17 protein-coding genes are annotated in these 18,162 nt (G+C 70.4%); 5 read left to right on the top strand and 12 right to left on the bottom strand.

The features are described 5' to 3' along the window. The coding region (locus JWP28_RS04495) for a glycosyltransferase family 39 protein (RefSeq protein ID WP_299540438.1) at positions 1-1,115 on the top strand (1,115 nt) is incomplete at its 5' end. Here the strand turns inward: JWP28_RS04495 and JWP28_RS04490 are convergent. The 5 genes from JWP28_RS04490 to JWP28_RS04470 all read right to left on the bottom strand — a co-directional run bounded on the left by JWP28_RS04490 (position 1,112) and on the right by JWP28_RS04470 (position 4,646). Continuing rightward, entirely contained in the window at positions 1,112-1,594 is a 483-nt protein-coding gene (locus JWP28_RS04490) for a DUF3617 family protein (RefSeq protein WP_299540436.1), read from the bottom strand. The two genes, JWP28_RS04495 and JWP28_RS04490, sit on opposite strands and share 4 nt — an antisense overlap. Before the next feature lie 100 nt (positions 1,595-1,694). Continuing rightward, entirely contained in the window at positions 1,695-2,174 is a 480-nt protein-coding gene (locus tag JWP28_RS04485; protein ID WP_299540434.1) for a thermonuclease family protein, read from the bottom strand. A 121-nt stretch (positions 2,175-2,295) separates the two neighbouring features. Then, a complete protein-coding gene (locus JWP28_RS04480; protein WP_299540432.1) occupies positions 2,296-2,877 on the bottom strand; it encodes an outer membrane beta-barrel protein in 582 nt (193 codons plus the stop codon). A 126-nt stretch (positions 2,878-3,003) separates the two neighbouring features. Beyond that, complete coding sequence (locus JWP28_RS04475; RefSeq protein WP_299540430.1) at positions 3,004-3,873, bottom strand: AraC family transcriptional regulator; 870 nt, start codon at positions 3,871-3,873, stop codon at positions 3,004-3,006. Positions 3,874-4,088: 215 nt separating this feature from the next. Then, a complete protein-coding gene (locus tag JWP28_RS04470) occupies positions 4,089-4,646 on the bottom strand; it encodes a TetR/AcrR family transcriptional regulator (protein WP_299540428.1) in 558 nt (185 codons plus the stop codon). Positions 4,647-4,964: 318 nt separating this feature from the next. Here JWP28_RS04470 and JWP28_RS04465 point away from each other — a divergent pair, with 318 nt between their 5' ends. Beyond that, on the top strand, positions 4,965-5,351 hold the full coding sequence (locus JWP28_RS04465; RefSeq protein ID WP_299540426.1) for an SET domain-containing protein-lysine N-methyltransferase: 387 nt from the start codon (positions 4,965-4,967) through the stop codon (positions 5,349-5,351). Between the two features lie 95 nt (positions 5,352-5,446). Here JWP28_RS04465 and JWP28_RS04460 read toward each other — a convergent pair whose 3' ends face one another. The 5 genes from JWP28_RS04460 to JWP28_RS04440 form a co-directional block, all read right to left on the bottom strand. Further along, positions 5,447-7,678 carry a molybdopterin cofactor-binding domain-containing protein gene (locus JWP28_RS04460; RefSeq protein ID WP_299540424.1) on the bottom strand — a complete coding sequence of 744 codons (2,232 nt, stop codon included), beginning with the start codon at positions 7,676-7,678 and terminating at the stop codon, positions 5,447-5,449. Next, a complete protein-coding gene (locus tag JWP28_RS04455) occupies positions 7,675-8,157 on the bottom strand; it encodes a (2Fe-2S)-binding protein (protein ID WP_299540422.1) in 483 nt (160 codons plus the stop codon). Before JWP28_RS04455 ends, JWP28_RS04460 begins: the two co-directional genes overlap by 4 nt. After that, positions 8,154-9,401, bottom strand: coding sequence for a cytochrome c (locus JWP28_RS04450; RefSeq protein ID WP_299540420.1), 1,248 nt, complete (start codon positions 9,399-9,401; stop codon positions 8,154-8,156). The genes JWP28_RS04455 and JWP28_RS04450 overlap by 4 nt, the downstream gene beginning before the upstream one ends. Before the next feature lie 54 nt (positions 9,402-9,455). Then, positions 9,456-11,726 carry an oligopeptide transporter, OPT family gene (locus JWP28_RS04445; RefSeq protein ID WP_299540418.1) on the bottom strand — a complete coding sequence of 757 codons (2,271 nt, stop codon included), beginning with the start codon at positions 11,724-11,726 and terminating at the stop codon, positions 9,456-9,458. Positions 11,727-11,915: 189 nt separating this feature from the next. Next, positions 11,916-12,980 carry a hypothetical protein gene (locus JWP28_RS04440; RefSeq protein WP_299540416.1) on the bottom strand — a complete coding sequence of 355 codons (1,065 nt, stop codon included), beginning with the start codon at positions 12,978-12,980 and terminating at the stop codon, positions 11,916-11,918. Between the two features lie 208 nt (positions 12,981-13,188). On the opposite strand from JWP28_RS04440, the gene JWP28_RS04435 reads away from it, so the two are divergent. Both JWP28_RS04435 and JWP28_RS04430 read left to right on the top strand, forming a co-directional pair. Then, entirely contained in the window at positions 13,189-13,659 is a 471-nt protein-coding gene (locus JWP28_RS04435; protein ID WP_299540415.1) for a MarR family winged helix-turn-helix transcriptional regulator, read from the top strand. Further along, positions 13,656-14,486, top strand: a complete 831-nt coding sequence (locus JWP28_RS04430) for an SDR family NAD(P)-dependent oxidoreductase (RefSeq protein WP_299540413.1) — start codon at positions 13,656-13,658, stop codon at positions 14,484-14,486. Before JWP28_RS04435 ends, JWP28_RS04430 begins: the two co-directional genes overlap by 4 nt. Positions 14,487-14,512: 26 nt before the next feature. On the opposite strand, the gene JWP28_RS04425 is transcribed toward JWP28_RS04430, so the two are convergent. Next, complete coding sequence (locus tag JWP28_RS04425; RefSeq protein WP_299540411.1) at positions 14,513-16,024, bottom strand: Do family serine endopeptidase; 1,512 nt, start codon at positions 16,022-16,024, stop codon at positions 14,513-14,515. Between the two features lie 191 nt (positions 16,025-16,215). After that, positions 16,216-17,877: a carboxylesterase/lipase family protein gene (locus tag JWP28_RS04420; RefSeq protein WP_299540409.1), complete on the bottom strand. Its 1,662-nt coding sequence runs from the start codon at positions 17,875-17,877 to the stop codon at positions 16,216-16,218. Positions 17,878-18,009: 132 nt separating this feature from the next. Here JWP28_RS04420 and JWP28_RS04415 point away from each other — a divergent pair. After that, positions 18,010-18,162: DUF3008 family protein (locus JWP28_RS04415; RefSeq protein ID WP_299540440.1), on the top strand; the 153-nt coding region annotated here is incomplete at its 3' end.

The raw sequence follows: 18,162 nt of genomic DNA, 5'->3' as shown, positions 1-18,162 counted from the left end.
GCGGGTCGTGGCTTGGCGCTGGCGCCTGGATCGGGCTCGCCGGCCTCTCCAAGTACCAAGCCATTCTCTTTGCGTTCGGCGTGGGGGTCTTCCTGCTGGGCACGGACCGCGGCCGGGCGTGGCTGAGACGCCCCGGCCCCTATCTCGCCGCACTCACCGCAGCGGCGGTCCTGTCACCGGTGCTGATCTGGAACGCCCAGAACCACTGGGCCTCGTTCGCCTTCCAGGGCGGCCGCGCCGCGGCGGCCCACGCCCTGCGGCCAGCCGCGGCCTTGTCCGCCGTGCTCGGCCAGGCAGCGCTTCTGCTCCCGTGGATATTCGCGCCGCTGGCGCTCGCGACCTACCGCGCGGCGCGAAATGGCAGGGCGGATGAGCGGGGGTGGTTCTGTCTCGCGCTGAGTGTCCCCGGCATCCTGCTGTTCGCGCTGACGCCGGTCTGGGGGCAGACCTCGCTGCCGCATTGGGCGATGCCATCCTGGCTCTTCCTGATGCCGCTTCTCGGCGACATGCTGGCCCGCGCGGCGACGGATCGCCGCTGGCCGGCGATCTGGGCGTCCTGTTCCCTTGCGGCCTGCCTGGTCCTGTGGACGGTGCTGGTCAGCGACGCCGCCACCGGGTGGGTCGGCCGGGCCTGGCCCCGGGCGTTCGTGAAAGGTGACCCGACCCTGGAGTCGCTCGAATGGGCGCCGCTCGCCGACGCCGTGTCCGGCCTGGACCTGCTCAAGCAGCGGAACCTGTTCATCGTTTCCATGAAGTGGAATGAGGCGGGCCGGATCGCGCCGATCTTCTGGGAGCGGGCGCCGGTCGTGGTGTTTTCCGACGACCCCCGCGGCTTCGGCTACACGCGCGGCGTCGGCGACCTCGTCGGGCGAGATGCGCTCATCGTGGTGAAGCCCGAGGATCTGGGCGCGGGGCTGGATCGGATCAGCCTGTGCTTCGCGAACGTCGAGCCGTTGACCACCGCTGAGTTTGGCCGCTCGGGCCGCCCAGAGCTACAGCTGCACCTCTTCGCAGGCCATCGCCTCCTGCCGTCCTGCTCGGAAGTGGGCAAGCCGAGCCAGGCCGCGCTTGCCCAATGGCGAACCTTGAAGGCTCGCGACCGCCTCGTTCGCTAATGCCCGTCGCCCTGAGGCTTGGGGATTGGCGTCGGGCAAACGTCGCCGATGCGGTGGGCGACCGTGATCCCCTTCCCCCTCAGCGGAACGCCGGCGATCTTGGTCCTCAGGTCGGCGGTAAGGCGGAACGCCGTCGGATCATACGTGCCCTGAGCGGAGATTTGCGCGACCTGGCCATGCTTCTCGACGCAGGTCCCCTTCAGCAGCAGGTGGCCGTCGCCCACCTCCCGCGTCGGATAGGTGCAGGCGTAGTGCCCATTGCTGGGCCCCTGCAGGACGCCTGAAACATCCGCGGTCGTGAAGCACTTCCGCTCCACTGTCGTGAAATGGAAGATGAACACCCACGTGTTGGTGGTTTCCCAATAGCCCGCAAGCGGCGCGCCGGTCTCGGCGAGACTTGTCGCCGGCATGGCCGTCAGCCCCGCCGCGAACGCCGCGGCGAGCGCTGTATTGGTGATCAAGCGAAGTCTGGCCGTCATTTGCTCCCCCAGCGACCCGGGCGCCTCGCGCATTGACGACGCCGGCCGGCCGCAGTCGCAAGAAAAAGGCATCCTGCCTGCGCCTCGGGCCAGAGGCCGCTCAGCCGCCCGCGCGGGCCAGGACAGAAAAGCGGGGGCCGCGGGCGATGTTCGTGCTCATCGGGCTGCACCAGTCGAACGGCGCCTCCCCCGGCGCGGCCGCGAGGCCGTCGTCCAGCAGGGTCTGGCCGAGGTCGCCGCCGTCCACGGTGACGCGGGCAAGGGTGCGGTTGTATTCGTCCGTCCCGCCGGTCGGAGTGACGGTGACCTCACGGGCTCCGCCGACGAGGCCCTGGACGGTCTCGCGCGCCTGGCGCGCCGCGAGGGCTTCGGCCCAGCAACTGGCGTGCGGCACGAGGTGCGGCGCGGCGGCGTTGGACAGCCGGACATGGCGACCGTCGACGACCAGCGCGTCGGGTTCCAGGACCATGACCTGTGGAGCGCGCGCGGCCGGGACGTCGGCGAACAGCGCCGGCTTGGGCGAGCAAGCAGCGATCAACGCCGCCGCCGCCATGGCCAGGAGGGGTATGTGGATCTGCATGACGAACAGCGTTCGCTCGCTCGTGCGGCCTCGGGCGGAGAGATCCCGACGCCCCGCCCCGCCGGGGGGGGCTGGGGGGCAGCGGGGCGTCGGGCGACCTCTCTGGCGCCGGGGGAAGAGCCTAGAGGCCGAGCTTGTAGCGCAGGCCGACGGTCACGGCCTGGGTGCTGAAATCTCCTCTGATGCGGTTGAGAGTGCTCCCGAACTCGACCCCGTTCACCCCGAGGTACCGGTAAGCGATCTCGCCGGTGAGGCGATCGTTGAACGGGTGCGCGACGCCCGCCTTGAACTGGTAGGCGAAGCCTGTGTCGTCGCCGTTGGAGGGGCCGCCGTCGACCTTCACCTGGGCGAGGCCGACGCCCGCTCCGACGAACGGCTGCCAAGCGCCTTGGCGATTGAAGTCGTAGTAGCCGTTGAGCAGCCCGGCCACCGTCTTGAGGTCGCCGGAGCTGCCGTTCTTGGCGTTGCTCTGCATGTAGATGAGCTCGCCCTCCGCGCGGAATCCATCGGCGATCTCGCGGCCGACGGCGCCGCTGACGGTCCAGCCGCTGTCGCCCTTGGCCGTTCGCGCGCCGTTGATCTCGCTCTGGAAATTCGCGCCGGCGTCGCCGCGGACGTACCAGCTGGAGTCCTGCGCGGCGGCCGCCGTGGCGGAGAGGGCGGTGGCGCCGACAACGACTGCGGCGAGAGTACGCTTATTCATCTTCACAACTCCTGGCCCGTCCATCGGGTCTTGTGCAGGAGAGATGGGGCGCGGCCCGTCGGCGGGCTTTCGCGCAACGCGCGGGTTTTTCAGAAACGCGCGTAAAACTGCGGAGCGGCGCGGGGCTCAGCCCGCCAGCCGCGCGCCCACCGCCGCGCGATAGGCAGCGGGCGCGAGGCCCGTCAGCCGCCGGAAGGCGCTGGTCATATGGGCGTGGCTGGAGAATCCGGCCCGCATGGCCACGGTCGTCAGGTCGAGCGCCGGATCCCGCAGCAGCTCGCGGACCCGCGTGATCCGCCGGGAGAGGATGAAATGATGCGGCGCCTCGCCGGTGGCCTGGCGGAAGGCGCGGGTGAAGTGGGCGGCGCTGAGTTCGGCCAGCACCGCCAGCTCCCGCACCGTGATCTTGCTGTCGAGCCGGGCTTCGACGTGGTCGATCACCCGGCGAAGCCTGAACGGTGAGATCGACGCCCGGCCGCGCGGCGCCTCGCCCTGGCCGATCACCTGCAACGCGCGGGCCAGCATGGCCTCGCCGAGCGCGGCCATGTAGCCGCGATCGGGACAGGGCTCCCCGACCAGGACGCGGCGGGCCTCCACGGCCAGGGTCCACACGCCCGGGTCGATCGTCCTGACCGGCGGGTCGCCGGCGATGGCCGCGAGACTCGCGCTCAGGTCGGGGCGGCCGGCGAGGGCGTCCGGGCCGAAGGTCAGCGCCAGGATCTCGATCGGACTCTGGTGACGCGTACGCACCCTCATGCCGGGGGTCAGCACGATGAAGGATCCGGGGGCGCAGGTGACGCCGCGGGCGGGCGCGTCCTGGAAGGCGGCGACCACGTGACCGGCGTCGAAGGTGAACCGCAACTGCGGTCGGGCGCCGTCATAGCTCCAGTAGGGATCGACGGAGCCCAGTTCGAACAGCACCGTCTCCGCGTCGAAGGCGAGCGCGGCGGTCTCCGCCGTCTGCGCCGGCGTGGCGGCTTCCCTGGCGTGGCTCATCCGAACATCACTCCCCGCTCGCTTGTCGCGGCCGGTCGCGGTCCCGAGGTTCCGGACGGCCGAGGTTCAGCCCCGGGGCGGAAATGAGGACGATTTGTGACGATGCAAGTGCGCCGCCGGCCGAATTTGCAGCAGCGGCAAGGTTCAGTGGCCGACTTTGTCACCGGAAAGACGGCGCGGTGACCCTGGCCCTCGGCGTCAAACCGAGCGCCGGCTCACGGCTGCGCTTTCAGGCCGCTCAGGACGATTTCACGGGTCCGCAGGCTGACGGCCCGGCGTTCGGCAAGGCCCCCGCTCAGGCCCGCGCCGAGCAGGGTGGTGATCATCATGATGTCGTCCGCCGTCACGTCCGCGCGGACCAGGCCTTCCATCTGGGCGTCGCGGAGCGCCCGGCCGCCGACCTCGATGATGGTGTGGCGAAGCGACTCCAGCGTTTCCGGCGCCGTCACCCGTAACGCCTCCGGGAGACCGGCAGTGCGCACGAAGAGGTCGGCGAGTTGCTCCACGAACCAGAGGAAGACGTCGGCCTCGCCGGCCCAGGACCTGGTGCGATCCGCAAGGTCTTCCACGTATTGCGTGAGCACAGCCTGCGTCAGGACCACTCGGCTGGGAAAGTGGCGATCGAGCGTATCCCGCTCGATGCCGGCGCGTTCGGCGATAAGCTCGAACGGCGCATCCGGTCCGTGCTCGGCCAGCACGTCGGCCGCGGCGCTGACCATCGCCCGGCGCCGCGGCGGGGCCTCTTTGCTGAGCGGAAAGTTCATGATCGCCATGTGCACATCGTCGCGCGGATTCCGGGGGCGGTTCGAATTATCTAGGCTCCTGTACCAGCTGGGCAAGCCCAAGAGCCCTAATCCCCCTAGACGACGTCGGCGCCAGATCGCCGCACCGGATGAGAGCTTCGCGCTCTGCGACGCGCGGCCCTCAGCGCCGCCCAGTATCTGCAGAAAGGGTATCCGGAAGTTGAATCTGAGTTGACCTCGGCGGCCTCTCCAGCGCATCGGCGAATTCAGGATCGCCTGCGGCGGTAGTGCATTGGGTAGCTTTCCGCGTCTGCCGGACGCGGGGATTTCGACACCGGAGAGCTAGAGATGATGATGGTCGATACCGAGCTCCGACCAAGCTCCATCCACGGGCTCGGCGTGTTCCTTCTGGAGCCCGTTCGCAAAGGCGACCTGATCTGGCGTTTCGACGCGCGGATCGACCGGGTCTATTCGCTGGACGAGGTCGCGTCCCTGCCCGGGCACGTGCAGCGCTACCTGCGCACCTATTCGACCTGGAACGAGGCGGCCGGCCTCTACGTCCTCTGCGGTGACAACGGGCGCTTCTTCAACCACTCCGAGGAGCCAAGCACCGTCTCCAACGCCATCTCCTTCGGGGAGGACCATGCGGTGCGCGAACTCTTGGCCGGCGAGGAGCTCACCTCCGACTACACCACCATCTGCGACGACGTCCGGCAGAACGGCGCCGATTTCTGACCGACGATCGCCGTGAACCCATCGCGGCCCGATGAGCGCGCAGTACGGGGAGATGGGCCGCTTCCGCGTTGCCCGCGCGGACCTGATGAGGCGGCCTAGACGCCCAGCGCCGCCTTCACCCGGTCGGGGCTCAGCGGCAGGTCGCGCAGGCGCGCGCCGGTGGCGTCGGCAAGGGCGTTGGCCAGCGCCGCGCCGCTCGGCCCCTGCCCGGCCTCTCCCGCGCCCAGGAACGGCAAGCCGGGACGGTTCAGGACGTGGACCTCCACCGAGCCCGGGACGTCCTGGAAACGGGCGATGGGGTAGGCGCTCCAGTCGAAGCTGGTGCGATGGGTGGCGTCGAAGCTCACCGCCTCGAGGCCCGTCCAGCTCAGCGCCTGGACGATGGCGCCCTCGATCTGGTTCCTGATGCCGTCGGGGTTGACCGCCTCACCGCTGTCGACGGCGGCGACGGCCCGGCGCACGGCGATCGCGCCGGTCTCGCGCTCGACTTCGATCTCCAAGGCCACGGCGCAGTAGGAGGCGAGGTTCTTATAGCGGGCGAAGGCGAAGCCGCAGCCGCGGCGCCCGTCGCTGCGCGGACGCCCGTCCCAGCCGAACTTCTGCGCGCAGAGGGTGACGACGTCCCTCGCCCGCGCGTCGTCCAGGTGCGCCAGCCGGAAGGCCACCGGATCGGCGCCGCCGGCGCGGGCCAGCTCGTCCATCAGGCTCTCGATGGCGAAGACGTTCATGTGCGCGCCCAGCGAACGCAGGGCCGAGACCCGGATCGGCGACTGGGCGATGAAGTGCGACACCACCCGGCCCGCGGGGATCCGGTAGATCGGCACGCCATTGCGGTCGCCGCCGCCCTCCGGCATCGGGATCGGCCTCGGGATCTGCGGCGGGAACGGCGGCTCGACCTCGAGCCCGGCAAGCAGGCCGCCGCCGGTGGTGGGACGGCCGTTGTGCGACGGGCTCCAGACTTCGTAGCGCCAGTCGGCGATGCGGCCGGCGGCGTCCAGGCTCGCCTGCGCCTCGACCACCATGGCCGTGCCGAGCGGTTCCCAGCCGTGCTCCTGCTCGCGCATCCACTGCAGGCGGACCGGCCGGCCCGGCACGGCCATGGCGGCCAACGCCGCGTCGGCGGCCACGTCGTCGGCGCCATTGTGGCCATAGCAGCCGGAGCCCTCGGTGTGGATGCAGCGCACCTTCTCCGGCGGCAGACGCAGCAGGTCGGCCAGCGCCTTCCTCAGCGGATAGACCCCTTGGGTGTGGGTCCAGACGGTCATCGCGCCGTCCTGGAACAGCGCCACCGCGCAGGACGGACCGATCGCGCCATGCATCAGCCAAGGCCGGCTGTAACGGGCGCTGACCGTCTTGGCCGCGGGGGCGGGCGCGCCGGGCTTGTCGAAGATCACCTCATCCTGCGACGGCGCGGCGCGGACCGCGGCCAGCGGGTCGGCGGGGATCGCCGGGGCGGCCCGCCTCCAGGGCGCCTGCTGCAGGCGCTGCAGGGCCTGGATCGCCGTCCACTCCCGCTCGGCGATCACCGCGGCGAAGCGCCCATTTCGGACCACCTGCGCCACGCCCGGCATCGCCGAGACCGCGGCGATGTCCAGGGCGGTGAACTCGGTCCCGTCGCTCGGCCCGCGGACCACGCGGGCGTGCAGCATGCCGGGCAGCCGCAGGTCCTGCACATAGGCCTCGCCCCCGGTCAGCTTGGCGGGGATGTCGACGCGCGGCAGGTCCATGCCCAGCGTGCGATGCGCTCCGCCGCGGCGCGGGACATCGGGCCGGGCCTCCACGTGCAGGGAGAGCCCGGCCGCGAGTTCGCCGTAGCTCAGCGTGCGCCCGTCCGGCGCCTTGATCCCGCCGGCGCCGGTGGTGGCGAGGCTGTCAGGGGAGAGCCGCCAGCGCTCTGCGGCGGCGTGGGTCAGCAGCTGGCGCACATTGGCCGCGGCGTTGAGGATCGCGGTCCCGCTGTCCTGCATCGAGTGGCTGCCCGCGGTGACGCCTTCGTTGGGCGTGCGGCCGGTGTCGGCGGTGATCAGGCGGATGCCAGCGGGGGCGACGTCGAGCTCCTCGGCGGCCACCTGGATGAGCGCGGTCCTGATCCCTTGGCCGAGTTCGGCCTTGCCGGTGAAGACGGTGATCTGGCCGTTGGCCTCGACCTTGATCCAGGCGTCGAGGAAGGGCGCGGTCTTGAGGCTGCCCGGCAGGCCGGGCGCGACAGGCTTTTGCGCCCCGCCCTCCGCCTGGGTGAAGGCCCGCGGCGCCAAGGAGAAGGCCACCACCAGGGCCCCGGCGCCCAACAGGCCGCGGCGGGAGAGGCCGGGTGCGGCCAGGCTCACGCCCCTGCCCTCGCCGGCTCGACCGGCAGGCCCGCGGCGCGGCGCACGGCGCGTAGGATGCGCATGTGCGTGCCGCAGCGGCAGAGATTGGGCTGCATCCCCTCGCGGATCTGCGCCTCGGTGGGCCTGGGCGTGGCGTCGAGCAGGGCCTTGGCGCGCATGATCATCCCGGCGATGCAATAGCCGCACTGCGCCGCCTGCTCGGCCTTGAACGCCTGCTGGATCGCGCCCGGCGCCTGGACCGTGCCCAGGCCCTCGACGGTCACCACCCTGCGGCCCTGGACGGCTGCCACGGGCAGGACGCAGGAGAACACCGCCTTGCCGTCCACCGTCACCGTGCAGGCCCCGCACTGGCCGAGCCCGCAGCCGAACTTGGCCCCGTTCAGCTGCAGGTCGCCGCGCAGCACATAGAGCAGCGGCGTCGCCGGGTCGGCGTCTACCGCGTGGTCGCGGCCGTTGACGTTCAGGGTCAGGCTCAAGCGGCGGCCTCCTTGCGCACGGCGGCGACGGCGGCCGGCAGCTTGGACCATGCCGGGCGTTGGCTGAAGCGGGTCCTCAGATAGGCGGCGATCTCGGCGACCTGGGCGTCGGTGAAGCTCGCGGCGTACGCCGGCATGTAGGGCCCTGCCGCGCCGACCGGCGGCTCCAGGCCGTGCAGCACGATGGCGATAGTGTCGCGCGGATCATCCTCGTGCAGCGGCGTGCCGAGCCGCAGCGGCGGGCGGCCCTCGATCATCATCGGGGCGCCGGGCTCGTGACAGGCCGCGCAGGCGCCGGCATAGAGCGCCGCACCGGCTGGGTGCTGGGCTGCGGCCTCGGCCGCGCGATCGACGGGAGCCGAGCGCGGCGCGGTCTTCATCAGGTCCGCCAGGTAGACCGCCATGGCCCGCACGTCGGCCTCCGGCGCGCGGGCGAGCTCGTGGGCGACGGCGCCCATCGGGCCGGCCGCCGCGGCGTGGTTCGTGTCCAAGCCCGTGCGCAGGTAGGCGAACAGCCGATCCTCGGTCCAGGGCGTCGCGGCCGGCGTCGAGGCGTTCAGCGGCGGGGCGTACCAGCCCTCCGCATAGCCGCCATCGAAGGCCTTGGCCTTCTGCTCGGCGCCCAGGAAATTGCGCGGCGTGTGGCAGCCGCCGCAGTGGCCGAAGCTCGCCACCAGATAGGCCCCACGGTTCCATTGCTCGCCCTTGCCCGGCGTGGCCGCGAACGGCTCGGGCCGGAAGTAGAGCGCTTTCCAGACCGCCACGACCGGCCGGAAGCCCAGCGGCGGGATCAGCCGGTTGGCCGGCGTCACCGCATGGACCGGCCGCCGGGTGATCAGGAAGGCGTAGAGGGCGTCGATGTCGCGGTCTCCGGCATAGCTGAAATGGTCATACGGAAAGGCCGGATAGAGCTGGGCGCCGTCGCGCCTCAGGCCCTTGCGCATGGCCCGCTCGAAGGCCGCCCGCGAATAGCCGCCGATTCCGGTCTGGCGGTCGGGGGTGAGGTTGGTGGCGAACACCTGGCCGAAGGGCGTCCCAATCGGCCGTCCGCCGGCGTAGGGCGCGCCGCCCTCGGCGGTGTGGCAGACCGCGCAGTCGCCGAGCTTGGCCAGTGCGGCGCCGAGCTCGACTTCGGCCGTTGGGACGGTCTGCGGCGCGGGCGGGCTGGCGAGCGGGATCGACGCGGCGCAGGCCGCCAGCGCGCCGGCGGCGGCGAGCGCCGCAATCCACACGACCAGCTTCATTCGGAGGGTCTCCGCCGCGCGGGCGCCGAGACAACGCCGAAGCGCCGCCTTTGTTCAGCCTGGCTTGCGCGCCCCGGCCCGGAACAGCAGCGCCATCAGCCCGAGGAACGGCAGGATCGACAGCAGGTCCGCGTGCGGGCCGGCGAAGAACGGGTTCACGCTCTCCATCAGCTTGGTGACGTCGCGGTCGAAGTTCCCCAGCACGCCGGCCGAAAACGCGATGCCAATGCCGGCGATGGCGCCGCCGGCGATGTAGCCCGAGGCCATCAGGACGCCGGGGCTGCGGTCGGATTGGGCGGAGAGCTCGGCCTCCGACAGGGTTTCGGCGTGGGCGAGGCCGCGGCTTCGGCGGTCGACCAGCCAGCGGACCGCACCGCCGATGAAGATCGGCAGGGACGAGGAGATCGGCAGGTAGACGCCCACCGCGAAGGCCAGCGCCGGGATGGCGCACATCTCCAGCACCACGGCGATCATCACGCCCAGCAGAACCAGCGCCCAGGGTAGCTGCTGATTGAGGATGCCCTTGATGATGTAGCTCATCAGGGTGGCCTTCGGCGCGTCGAACTTGGTGACCGAGGTGCCGTCGGGCCGGACCTTCACATGGCCGTTGATGCCCGGATCGACCATGTAGGCGAGGGTCCCGTCGTTGCGGACCAGGTAGCGGGTCGCAGCGCCACCGGCCGGATCGGGCTTCTGCCAGACGCGGTAGGTCTGGCTGTCCTGCACATGCTGAGGACCCTTGAGCGCCTCGGTCGGCAGGCTTGCGATGGCGGCGGGCGGCAGGATGGCCGGCCCGGCCGCCACCGGCACATAGACCGTGGCGGCTTGGTTGAGGGCCAGCAGGATGGGCCCGAGCGCCACGGCGGAGGCGAAGGCGCCCACCAGGATCGCCAGCTGCTGCGATCTGGGCGTGGCGCCGACCAGGAAGCCGGTCTTGAGGTCCTGGGACGTCGCGCCCCCGTTGGAGGCTGCGATGCAGACGATGCCGCCCACCGACAGGGCGGTCACGTAGTAGGTGGGTCCGGTCCAGCCCAGCACCAGGAAGATCAGGCAGGTCAGAAGCAGCGTCGCCACCGTCATGCCGGAGATCGGGTTGGACGAGGAGCCCAGCTCTCCGGTCAGCCGCGAGGAGACGGTGACGAACATGAAGCCGAACAGCACGATCAGGAGCGCGCCCACGATGTTCATGCGCAGCGAGTGCGCCATCAGGATCGCCCCGATCAACACCACGACGCCGAGCGCCACCCACTTCAGGGAAATGTCTCGGTCGGTCCTGGGGACCTCCTGGACCGCCGCCGCGGCGTCGCGCTTGACGCCGAAGTCGGCCAGGCCGCCCTTCAGGCCTCGCCAGATGGTCGGCAGGGCGCGGGCCAGGCTGATCAAGCCGCCGGCGGTGACCGCGCCGGCGCCGATATAGAGGATGTAGGCGCTGCGGATGTCGCCGGGCGACATGGCCGAGATCGGGGCCTTGCCTGGCGGGATGACGACGCCCGCGGCGGACCCGAAGAACTGGATGGCCGGGATCAGCACCATGTAGGCCAGCACGCCGCCGGCCGCCATGGTGGCGGCGATGCGCGGGCCGATGATGTAGCCGACGCCCAGCAGTTCCGGCGAGATCTCCGCCGCGATCGAGGCCTTCGCCAGGGGTGCGCCGAACACCGCCTCGGGCGTGTCCTTCCACAGTTTGAAGGCGCCTTCCGCGAGCTTGTAGACCAGGCCCAACCCGAAGCCGGCGACGATGGTCTTGGCGCCGTGCGCCACCTCCGCCTCGGTCTGCGCCTGGCTCGCCTCCAGGCCCATGGCGTGCTCTTCGCGGGTCGCCCCGGCCTTCAGCACCTCGGCGCAGGCCGTGCCTTCGGGATACTTCAGGATCCCGTGCTGCTCGACGATCAGGGCGCGCCTGAGCGGGATCATCATCAGGATGCCCAGCAGGCCGCCCAGGATCGCCACCAGCATCACCCGGGCGATCTCCATGTCGAAGCCCAGGATCATGATCGCCGGCATGGTGACGCCGAGGCCGAAAGCGATGGATTCCCCCGCTGAGCCGGCTGTCTGGACGATGTTGTTCTGCAGGATGGAGGCCTTGGCGATCCCCAGCCGCTGCAGCAGGCGGAAGAGGGTGATCGAGATCACCGCCACCGGGATCGAGGCCGAGACCGTCAGGCCGACCTTCAGGACGAGGTAGAGGGACGAGGCCCCGAACACGACGCCCAGCAACGCGCCTATGACCAGGTGCGGCCAAGTCAATTCCGGCAGCACGACGCCGGCCGGGATGAACGGCCTGAAGGCGGGCTTCGAGGCAGGCTTCAGGCTGACGTCGTTCACGTGGCGCTCCCCGGGGCGAGGCGCGACTAGAGCATCGCCCGCGCCGCGCCGCTAGGGGATGCGTCCATGCGCGCCCCTCCCCTTGTTCTGGCTGGGCGAGGCGATGGATCGGGACTCCCTTCCTCCTCGATGGAGGAAGGGCCGGGGATAATGGTGTGCGCGACCGGCGGTGTGGAAAGTAGATTGACCTTAGGACTTCGCACCGTTCGCGAGCTTACCGCCGGGCGCCGCGACCATCATCTTGACGATCGCTTCGGTGACGTGCGGCTCCAGGCCTTCGGTGTGGCCCTTGTCCAGGCGCTCCACGTCGGCGACCACGCGCCCGCCCTTGCACTTGGGATAGACCCAGACGTGGGCCTTGCCCGGCCGCGCCTTCGTCCCCCAGACCGGATAGCCCTGGCGGGCGTAGTCCCAGACATAGCCGGGCTGGTCGTCGGCGACGTCCTTCTCCTCGACGCGCGCCGCGCAGCCGAACTTCTCGGCCATCGGCGAGGTCGCCGGCAGGCTGACGATCTCATGCTCGCCGGTCTCGAAGATGTGGCTGAACTCGCAGGCCGGCAGCGGCGGGGCGGTCATCGCCGCGGGCATGGGCCTGGGGTCCGGCGGCGAGCCGTCGGCCTTCGGCGGGCCGAACCGCGGGTTGATCTCGGCGCGTCCGATCCGGCCGCCGGAGAGGCTGAGCAGGCCGTCCACCTTGTCCTTGAAGAAGTCGGAGCAGACGATCCGGTGCGAGGTCGCCCCGCCCTGGCTGTGGCCGGCCAGCCAGAACGACTTGATGTTCTGCCGGCCGACCGCGTCGATGACCGCGGTGGCGATGTTCTGCAGGTGCGCGTCGTCGGCGTCGGCCGCCCACATGCGCACGCCCGCGCCGCCGCCCGGCATCGGCCGCTCCGTCGCGGCGGTCGGCGTCGCCACCACCAGCTTGTACTTGTCCTTGTAGTCCATAGCCGGGAAGTAGTGCCGCTGCCACTGGCCGATGGAGCCCGCGCCGTGGATGTTCAGGATGAATATGACCTTGTCGCCGGGCTTCAGGTCGCAGGGGTAGTCGAGCCAGAACTTGCGGCCGGTCTTGGGATCGACGGCGTTGCCCGGGTCGCCGAGCAGGGGGACGCAGGCCTCGCCCGAGCAGTGCGCCGGCGGCGGGCTCTTGCAGGCCACCCCCAGCACGTCCTTGGCGCTGGCCGCCCCCGCGGCGCAGAGCGCGGCGATGGCGGCGGCCCCCGCGGCCAATCCCGATCCGGTTTTCCGATGCATCCGTTTCCTTCCGTTCCTGCGCCCTGCCGGCGTCTAGGCCGCTCCACCCTAGCAATGCGAGCCAAGTCAGACGAGGCCTTCGAGCTCGGCCTGCGGGCGATGATCGCCGGCATCGCCCTGAAGGCGCCGCGTCGCCTCACCGGCGCGGGGCAACCACGGGCGTGAGCGAAATATAGACATCTAACATTTCGATATCTATATATAGGGGATGGGACCGCCTTCAGATCCTCCCCTGGGCCTGCTGCTCAGCCAGACCGCCAAGCGGCTTAGCCGTGCGCTCGACGATGCGCTTGCAGCAGCGGGCGGGTCGCTGCCGACGTGGCTGATCTTGATGTCGCTGATGCGCGAGGGGAAGCTCAGCCACGGGGAACTCGCACATCGCGTCGGGATTCGGGGCCCTACGCTCACCCACCATCTCGATACGATGGCGGACCAAGGTCTCGTTCTCCGCGAGCGGCCGCCGGGCAATCGCCGTGTGCAGGTCGCGAGCCTCACGCCGGCCGGCGTCGCGATGTTTCATCGGCTGCGAAGCGCCGCAGCGGAACATGACAAGCGTGTCCGCAGCGGCTTCAGCGAGGCGGAAACCAGACAGATGCGGGCGTTCCTCGTCCGTCTCGCCAAGGATTTCGCCGGGACGATCGAGCCACAGCTCGGGGCTCAAAAGGAGATCGAACGATGAAAGAAGCGCCCGACGAGAGCCGGCTCGGCCTGCTTGAAGGAAAAGTAGCGCTGCTGGTCGGCGCCAGCCGTGGCATCGGCGCGGTGACCGCCAAGGTCCTGGCGCGGGCGGGCGCGAAGGTGATGCTTGCGGCGCGTGACGGGAGCGCCCTTGAGGCGGTCGTCGGCGAAATCCGGAGCGAAGGACACGAGGCGCGTTTCGTCACCGTCGACGTCGGCGACGAGAGCTCGGTCGAGCACCTGGTCAAGCGCGTGCTCGACGACTTCGGACGGCTTGATGTGGCGTTCAACAACGCGACCGACGGCTCGATCCCGCAGGCTCTCGCCGACATGGATGCCGACGACTTCGACCGGGCCATAAGGACAAATATCCGCGGAACCTTCCTCGGCATGAAGCATCAGATTCCGGCCATGCTCGCCTCCGGCGGCGGCTCGATCATCAACATGGCTTCGTTGGCCGGCGTTCAAGGCGTGGCCAATCTCGCGGGGTATGTAACGGGCAAGGCCGGCATCATCGCCCTCACCAAGGTCGCCGCGCTCGACTATGCCGACCGTGGCGTCCGCGTGAACGTTCTGGCTCCCGGACCGATCCTCACCCATCACCTGGAGGCGGCCGGCGAGCCGGCGCAACGACAGGCTGCCCTGGCGACACCGATGCAGCGCGTCGGCGCCTCCGAGGAGGTCGCAAACGCAGTGCTTTGGCTTGGCTCGGACAAAAGCAGCTTCGTCACCGGCGTCACCTTGCCGATTGACGGGGGCCAGTCGGCGGGCGCGAAGCCGGAGCGGATGTACCGGCAGCCCCTGGAACCGGCGCACGCCACGGCCTAGCCGCTCTGCCTAAGGCGTCCCGCCGCCTATCCCGCGCTGAGCTCCACCGGCACGAAAATGTGCTGGCCGCCTCGCGCCACCATCAGCAGGACCTGCTTGTGGCCGGTCTCGCGCGCCTGGGCGACAGCGTGCACGAGATCGCTTGGCGACCGGGTCTGCTGTTGGCCGGCGCGCTCGATCAGGTCGCCCGCCCGCAGACCCTTCTGCGCGGCGTCGGAGCTTGCCGAGACCCCGGCCACGCGCACGCCCCGGCCCTGGTCGTCCGGCGCGACCCGCAGGCCGAGGACGCCGGTGGCGCCGGCGCCGCCCGCACCCTGGCCGTCGGGACTGCGGTCGTTGAACGCTAGCTCCGCTTCCGAGGGCCGCAGGCCGGAGCGGACGACGATCTGGCGCACCTGGCCGTCGCGGCGGACTTCGAGCCGGATCGTGTCTCCCGAGTGGATGCCGCCGACCTGGCGCGTCAGGTCCGCCGCGCTGGTCACCGGGCGACCGTCGATCTTCAGGACGAGATCTCCCGACCGGATCCCGGCGGCGTCGGACGGTCCGCGCGGCGCGACGTCGGCCACCAGCGCGCCGCCCTTCGCGACGCCCAGGCTGTCGGCGATCTCCGGGGTGACGTCCTGCACCGTCGCGCCGATGTAGCCGCGGATGACCTTGCCGCTGGCGATCAGCTGGTGGGTGACCGAGGCGGCGACGTCGGCGGGGATATCGAAGCCGATGCCCACCGATCCGCCGGAGGGCGAGAAGATCGCCGTGTTCACGCCGACCACCTGTCCATGCAGGTCGAAGGTCGGACCGCCGGAGTTGCCCCGGTTGATCGGGGCGTCGATCTGCATGAAGTCGACGTAGCTCGACCCGGAGACGTTGTGACGCCCCAAGGCCGAGACGATCCCGGCCGTGGCCGTGCCGCCGAGGTTGAACGGGTTGCCGACCGCCACGACCCAGTCGCCGACCCGTGGCTTGGCGCGATCCTGGAAGCTGACGAAGGGCAGGCCCGAGGCGTCGACCTTCAGGACCGCGAGGTCCGTCGCTTCGTCATGGCCGATCACCCGCGCCTTCAGGACGCGGTCGTCGGTGGTGTGGACGGTGATCTTGGTTGCGCCTTGGACCACATGGTTGTTGGTGACCACATAGCCGTCCGACGAGATGAAGAACCCGGAGCCGGCGCCATGGACCGGAGCGGATTGCGCGCCGTCGGGCTGCTGCTGGAAGAAGCGCCGCAGTTCGGGGGGCAAGCCGCCGTTATCGCCGTCGCCGCCATCCGGCCCCTCGGACCCGGACGACCCGCCCGGACCGGACTGCGCGACATTCTGGGGACCCATCCGGCCCTCGACCTCGATCGAGACCACCGCCGGGGCGACCTGCTGGATGATGTCGGCGAAGGAGGCCGGCCCGCCGACGCTTGCGCTTGGCAGCGGGTGGCCGTTGACCGCGCCGTCCGGCCCGACGCCGGCTCGCGCCATGTAGCCGCCAGCGCCTGCGAGGCCCAAGGCCGCGGCCGCGACGCCGAGTTTTTTCAATGACTTGTTCTGTCTCATTTTTCTCTCGATGATTTTCAAATTGGCCCGTCTCAAGCCCGCAGGTCTAAGCAGAGTGACAGCTCAGTTCCTTGGCCGCCGTTGGACGGTTCCGTGGCGGCATGAAGACGGACTTTGGGTGGCGGGCTCAGGACAGGCGCAACGCCATGGAGGCCCACGAGGACACAACTGCGTGTTTCGGGCTCGCGGCGTCAGCCCTTGAGCGCCGCCCGCTCCGCACGGTCGGGGTCGTCCTTCACCGTGCAGACCGCGTCGAACAGCATGTTGGGGATCGCCGTCGTGCTGACCGGCGGCCAATGCGGCAGGCCCTTGTGGTTGGGGTCGCCGCTGCGGGCGAAGGCGATCCAGGCGTCGGACATGCGGGCGGCGAGCGCGCGCGCCTCGGCCGTGCCGGCCGTCGCGTTCAGGCAGCGGTCGACGTTGTCGAAGGCATAGGCCATCTCGGCGCAGTGGAAGGCCCTCACCCTTCCGTCGAGCACCGTTCTTGGATTGTAATCGAAGCGGTAGAGGAAGGCTGGCGCGCCGCCCTGCTTCGCCTTGGCCTGCGCCTGGACCACCGCTGGCACGCGGAACTGAGCGGAGACGATGCGCGAGAAGATCTCCACCGGCTTGGCCTTCGGGTCCGCCGCGCGGAACGCCGCCCAGGCCGCCGGCGGCGCGCCGCCCATCGCGGTCGCCGTGCTCCTCGCCTGCTCCTCCCCGATATCCTCCAGGCCCGGATTGCCGATGGTGGGGGAGAATTCGTTGAGGTTGGTCCCGATGATCATCGGGATGTTGGCGGACTGGCCCGGCGCGCCGCCGCCCCAGGTCGGGCCGGGGATGGCCTGGCCGTCGATCACCGGCTGCCAGCCCAGGTTGATGGTCCCCGCCGGCCCCTTGGGCATGGCCTTCTTCGCCGTATTTCCGGCCGCAACCAGGGCCGCTGGCGGAACCTCGGTCAGTTTGCTCAGGTCGCCCGGCGCGATGTCGAGCGCCTTCAGCACCGCCTCGGCGAAGCGCCTGGTGTAGGCCGTGTCGGCGACGTTGAGCAGCGAGCCGCTCTCGACGATGGCCTTGTGGAACAGGCCCTTGGCGCTGGGCATGGCCATCAGGGTGGAGACCTTCGCCCCGCTGCCGGACTGGCCGAAAATGGTGACGTTGCCGGGGTCGCCGCCGAAAGCGGCGATATTGTCCCGCACCCACCGCAGCGCCACTACCAGGTCGAGCTGGCCGACGTTGCCGGACAGCCCGTACTTGGCGCCGCCCAACTGCGAGAGGTCGAGGAAGCCGAACGGGCCCAGGCGGTGGTTCACCGAGACCAACACCAGGTCGCCGCGCCGCGCCAGTCGCTCGCCGTCGTAGGCCGGCAGCTCCTGGCTGGAGCCGGTCTCGTAGCCGCCGCCATGGATCCAGAACATCACCGGCCTTGGCTTGCCGCCCAATCCCGCCGACCAGATGTTGAGCCGCAGGCAGTCCTCGCCCGGATAGCCGTCGTCCCAATCGTAGATGAAGGCGTTCTCGTCGCTCTTCCAGCCATCGCGCGCCACCTGGGGACAGCAGGGACCGTAGCTCAGCGCGGTGCGGACGCCCTTCCAGGCCGCGACCGGCTGGGCGGGAAGGAACCGCCCGGCCCCGCCCGTGTCCTGGGCGTAAGGGATGCCCTTGAAGACAAAGACGCCATCTCGCACCGCGCCGCGGACCTTGCCGCTCCTCGTCTCGACGATCGCCTCCGGCGGAGTCGAGAGCCGCGACGCCCCGGCGCTGCCGCCGGGCTTGGCCGACGCGCCGCTCATCGGCGCCGCCGCCAACAGCCCGCCGGCCGTACCCGCCGTCAGCAAGCCGCGCCGCACCAACCCGTCCCTGGAACTCGTCACTTCCGCCCCTCCGCCGCTTTTTTTTGTCGTTGGCGGTATCGGAACACCGCTGGGGGCGACTCGCAACGGTGCGCATGAAACCGGGCGGGGCTTCGCAAGTTTCTGGGTCACCGTCCAAGAGGAGATGACCCCATGCCCGCCAAGTCCGCAGCCCAGCAGAAGGCCGCCGGCGCCGCCCTGTCCGCCAAGCGCGGCGAGACGCCGAAGTCCAAGCTCGGAGGCGCCTCGAAATCCATGGCCTCGTCGATGAGCGAGAGCGAGCTCGAGAAGATGGCTGGCGCCAAG

It is taken from the genome of Phenylobacterium sp., assembly GCF_028290885.1.
GTDB lineage: Bacteria > Pseudomonadota > Alphaproteobacteria > Caulobacterales > Caulobacteraceae > Phenylobacterium.
Note: the sequence above shows the minus strand (reverse complement) of the source record. Positions and strands in the feature narration are given on the sequence as shown.

Excerpts from the sequence above, each read along its gene's own strand:
- JWP28_RS04430 (WP_299540413.1), top strand. The coding sequence starts at position 13,656 with ATGAAAGAAGCGCCCGACGAGAGCCGGCTCGGCCTGCTTGAAGGAAAA.
- JWP28_RS04465 (WP_299540426.1), top strand. The coding sequence starts at position 4,965 with ATGATGATGGTCGATACCGAGCTCCGACCAAGCTCCATCCACGGGCTC.
- JWP28_RS04435 (WP_299540415.1), top strand. The coding sequence starts at position 13,189 with ATGGGACCGCCTTCAGATCCTCCCCTGGGCCTGCTGCTCAGCCAGACC.
- JWP28_RS04485 (WP_299540434.1), bottom strand. The coding sequence starts at position 2,174 with ATGCAGATCCACATACCCCTCCTGGCCATGGCGGCGGCGGCGTTGATC.
- JWP28_RS04440 (WP_299540416.1), bottom strand. The coding sequence starts at position 12,980 with ATGCATCGGAAAACCGGATCGGGATTGGCCGCGGGGGCCGCCGCCATC.
- JWP28_RS04425 (WP_299540411.1), bottom strand. The coding sequence starts at position 16,024 with ATGAGACAGAACAAGTCATTGAAAAAACTCGGCGTCGCGGCCGCGGCC.
- JWP28_RS04450 (WP_299540420.1), bottom strand. The coding sequence starts at position 9,401 with ATGAAGCTGGTCGTGTGGATTGCGGCGCTCGCCGCCGCCGGCGCGCTG.
- JWP28_RS04470 (WP_299540428.1), bottom strand. The coding sequence starts at position 4,646 with ATGGCGATCATGAACTTTCCGCTCAGCAAAGAGGCCCCGCCGCGGCGC.
- JWP28_RS04475 (WP_299540430.1), bottom strand. The coding sequence starts at position 3,873 with ATGAGCCACGCCAGGGAAGCCGCCACGCCGGCGCAGACGGCGGAGACC.
- JWP28_RS04480 (WP_299540432.1), bottom strand. The coding sequence starts at position 2,877 with ATGAATAAGCGTACTCTCGCCGCAGTCGTTGTCGGCGCCACCGCCCTC.
- JWP28_RS04490 (WP_299540436.1), bottom strand. The coding sequence starts at position 1,594 with ATGACGGCCAGACTTCGCTTGATCACCAATACAGCGCTCGCCGCGGCG.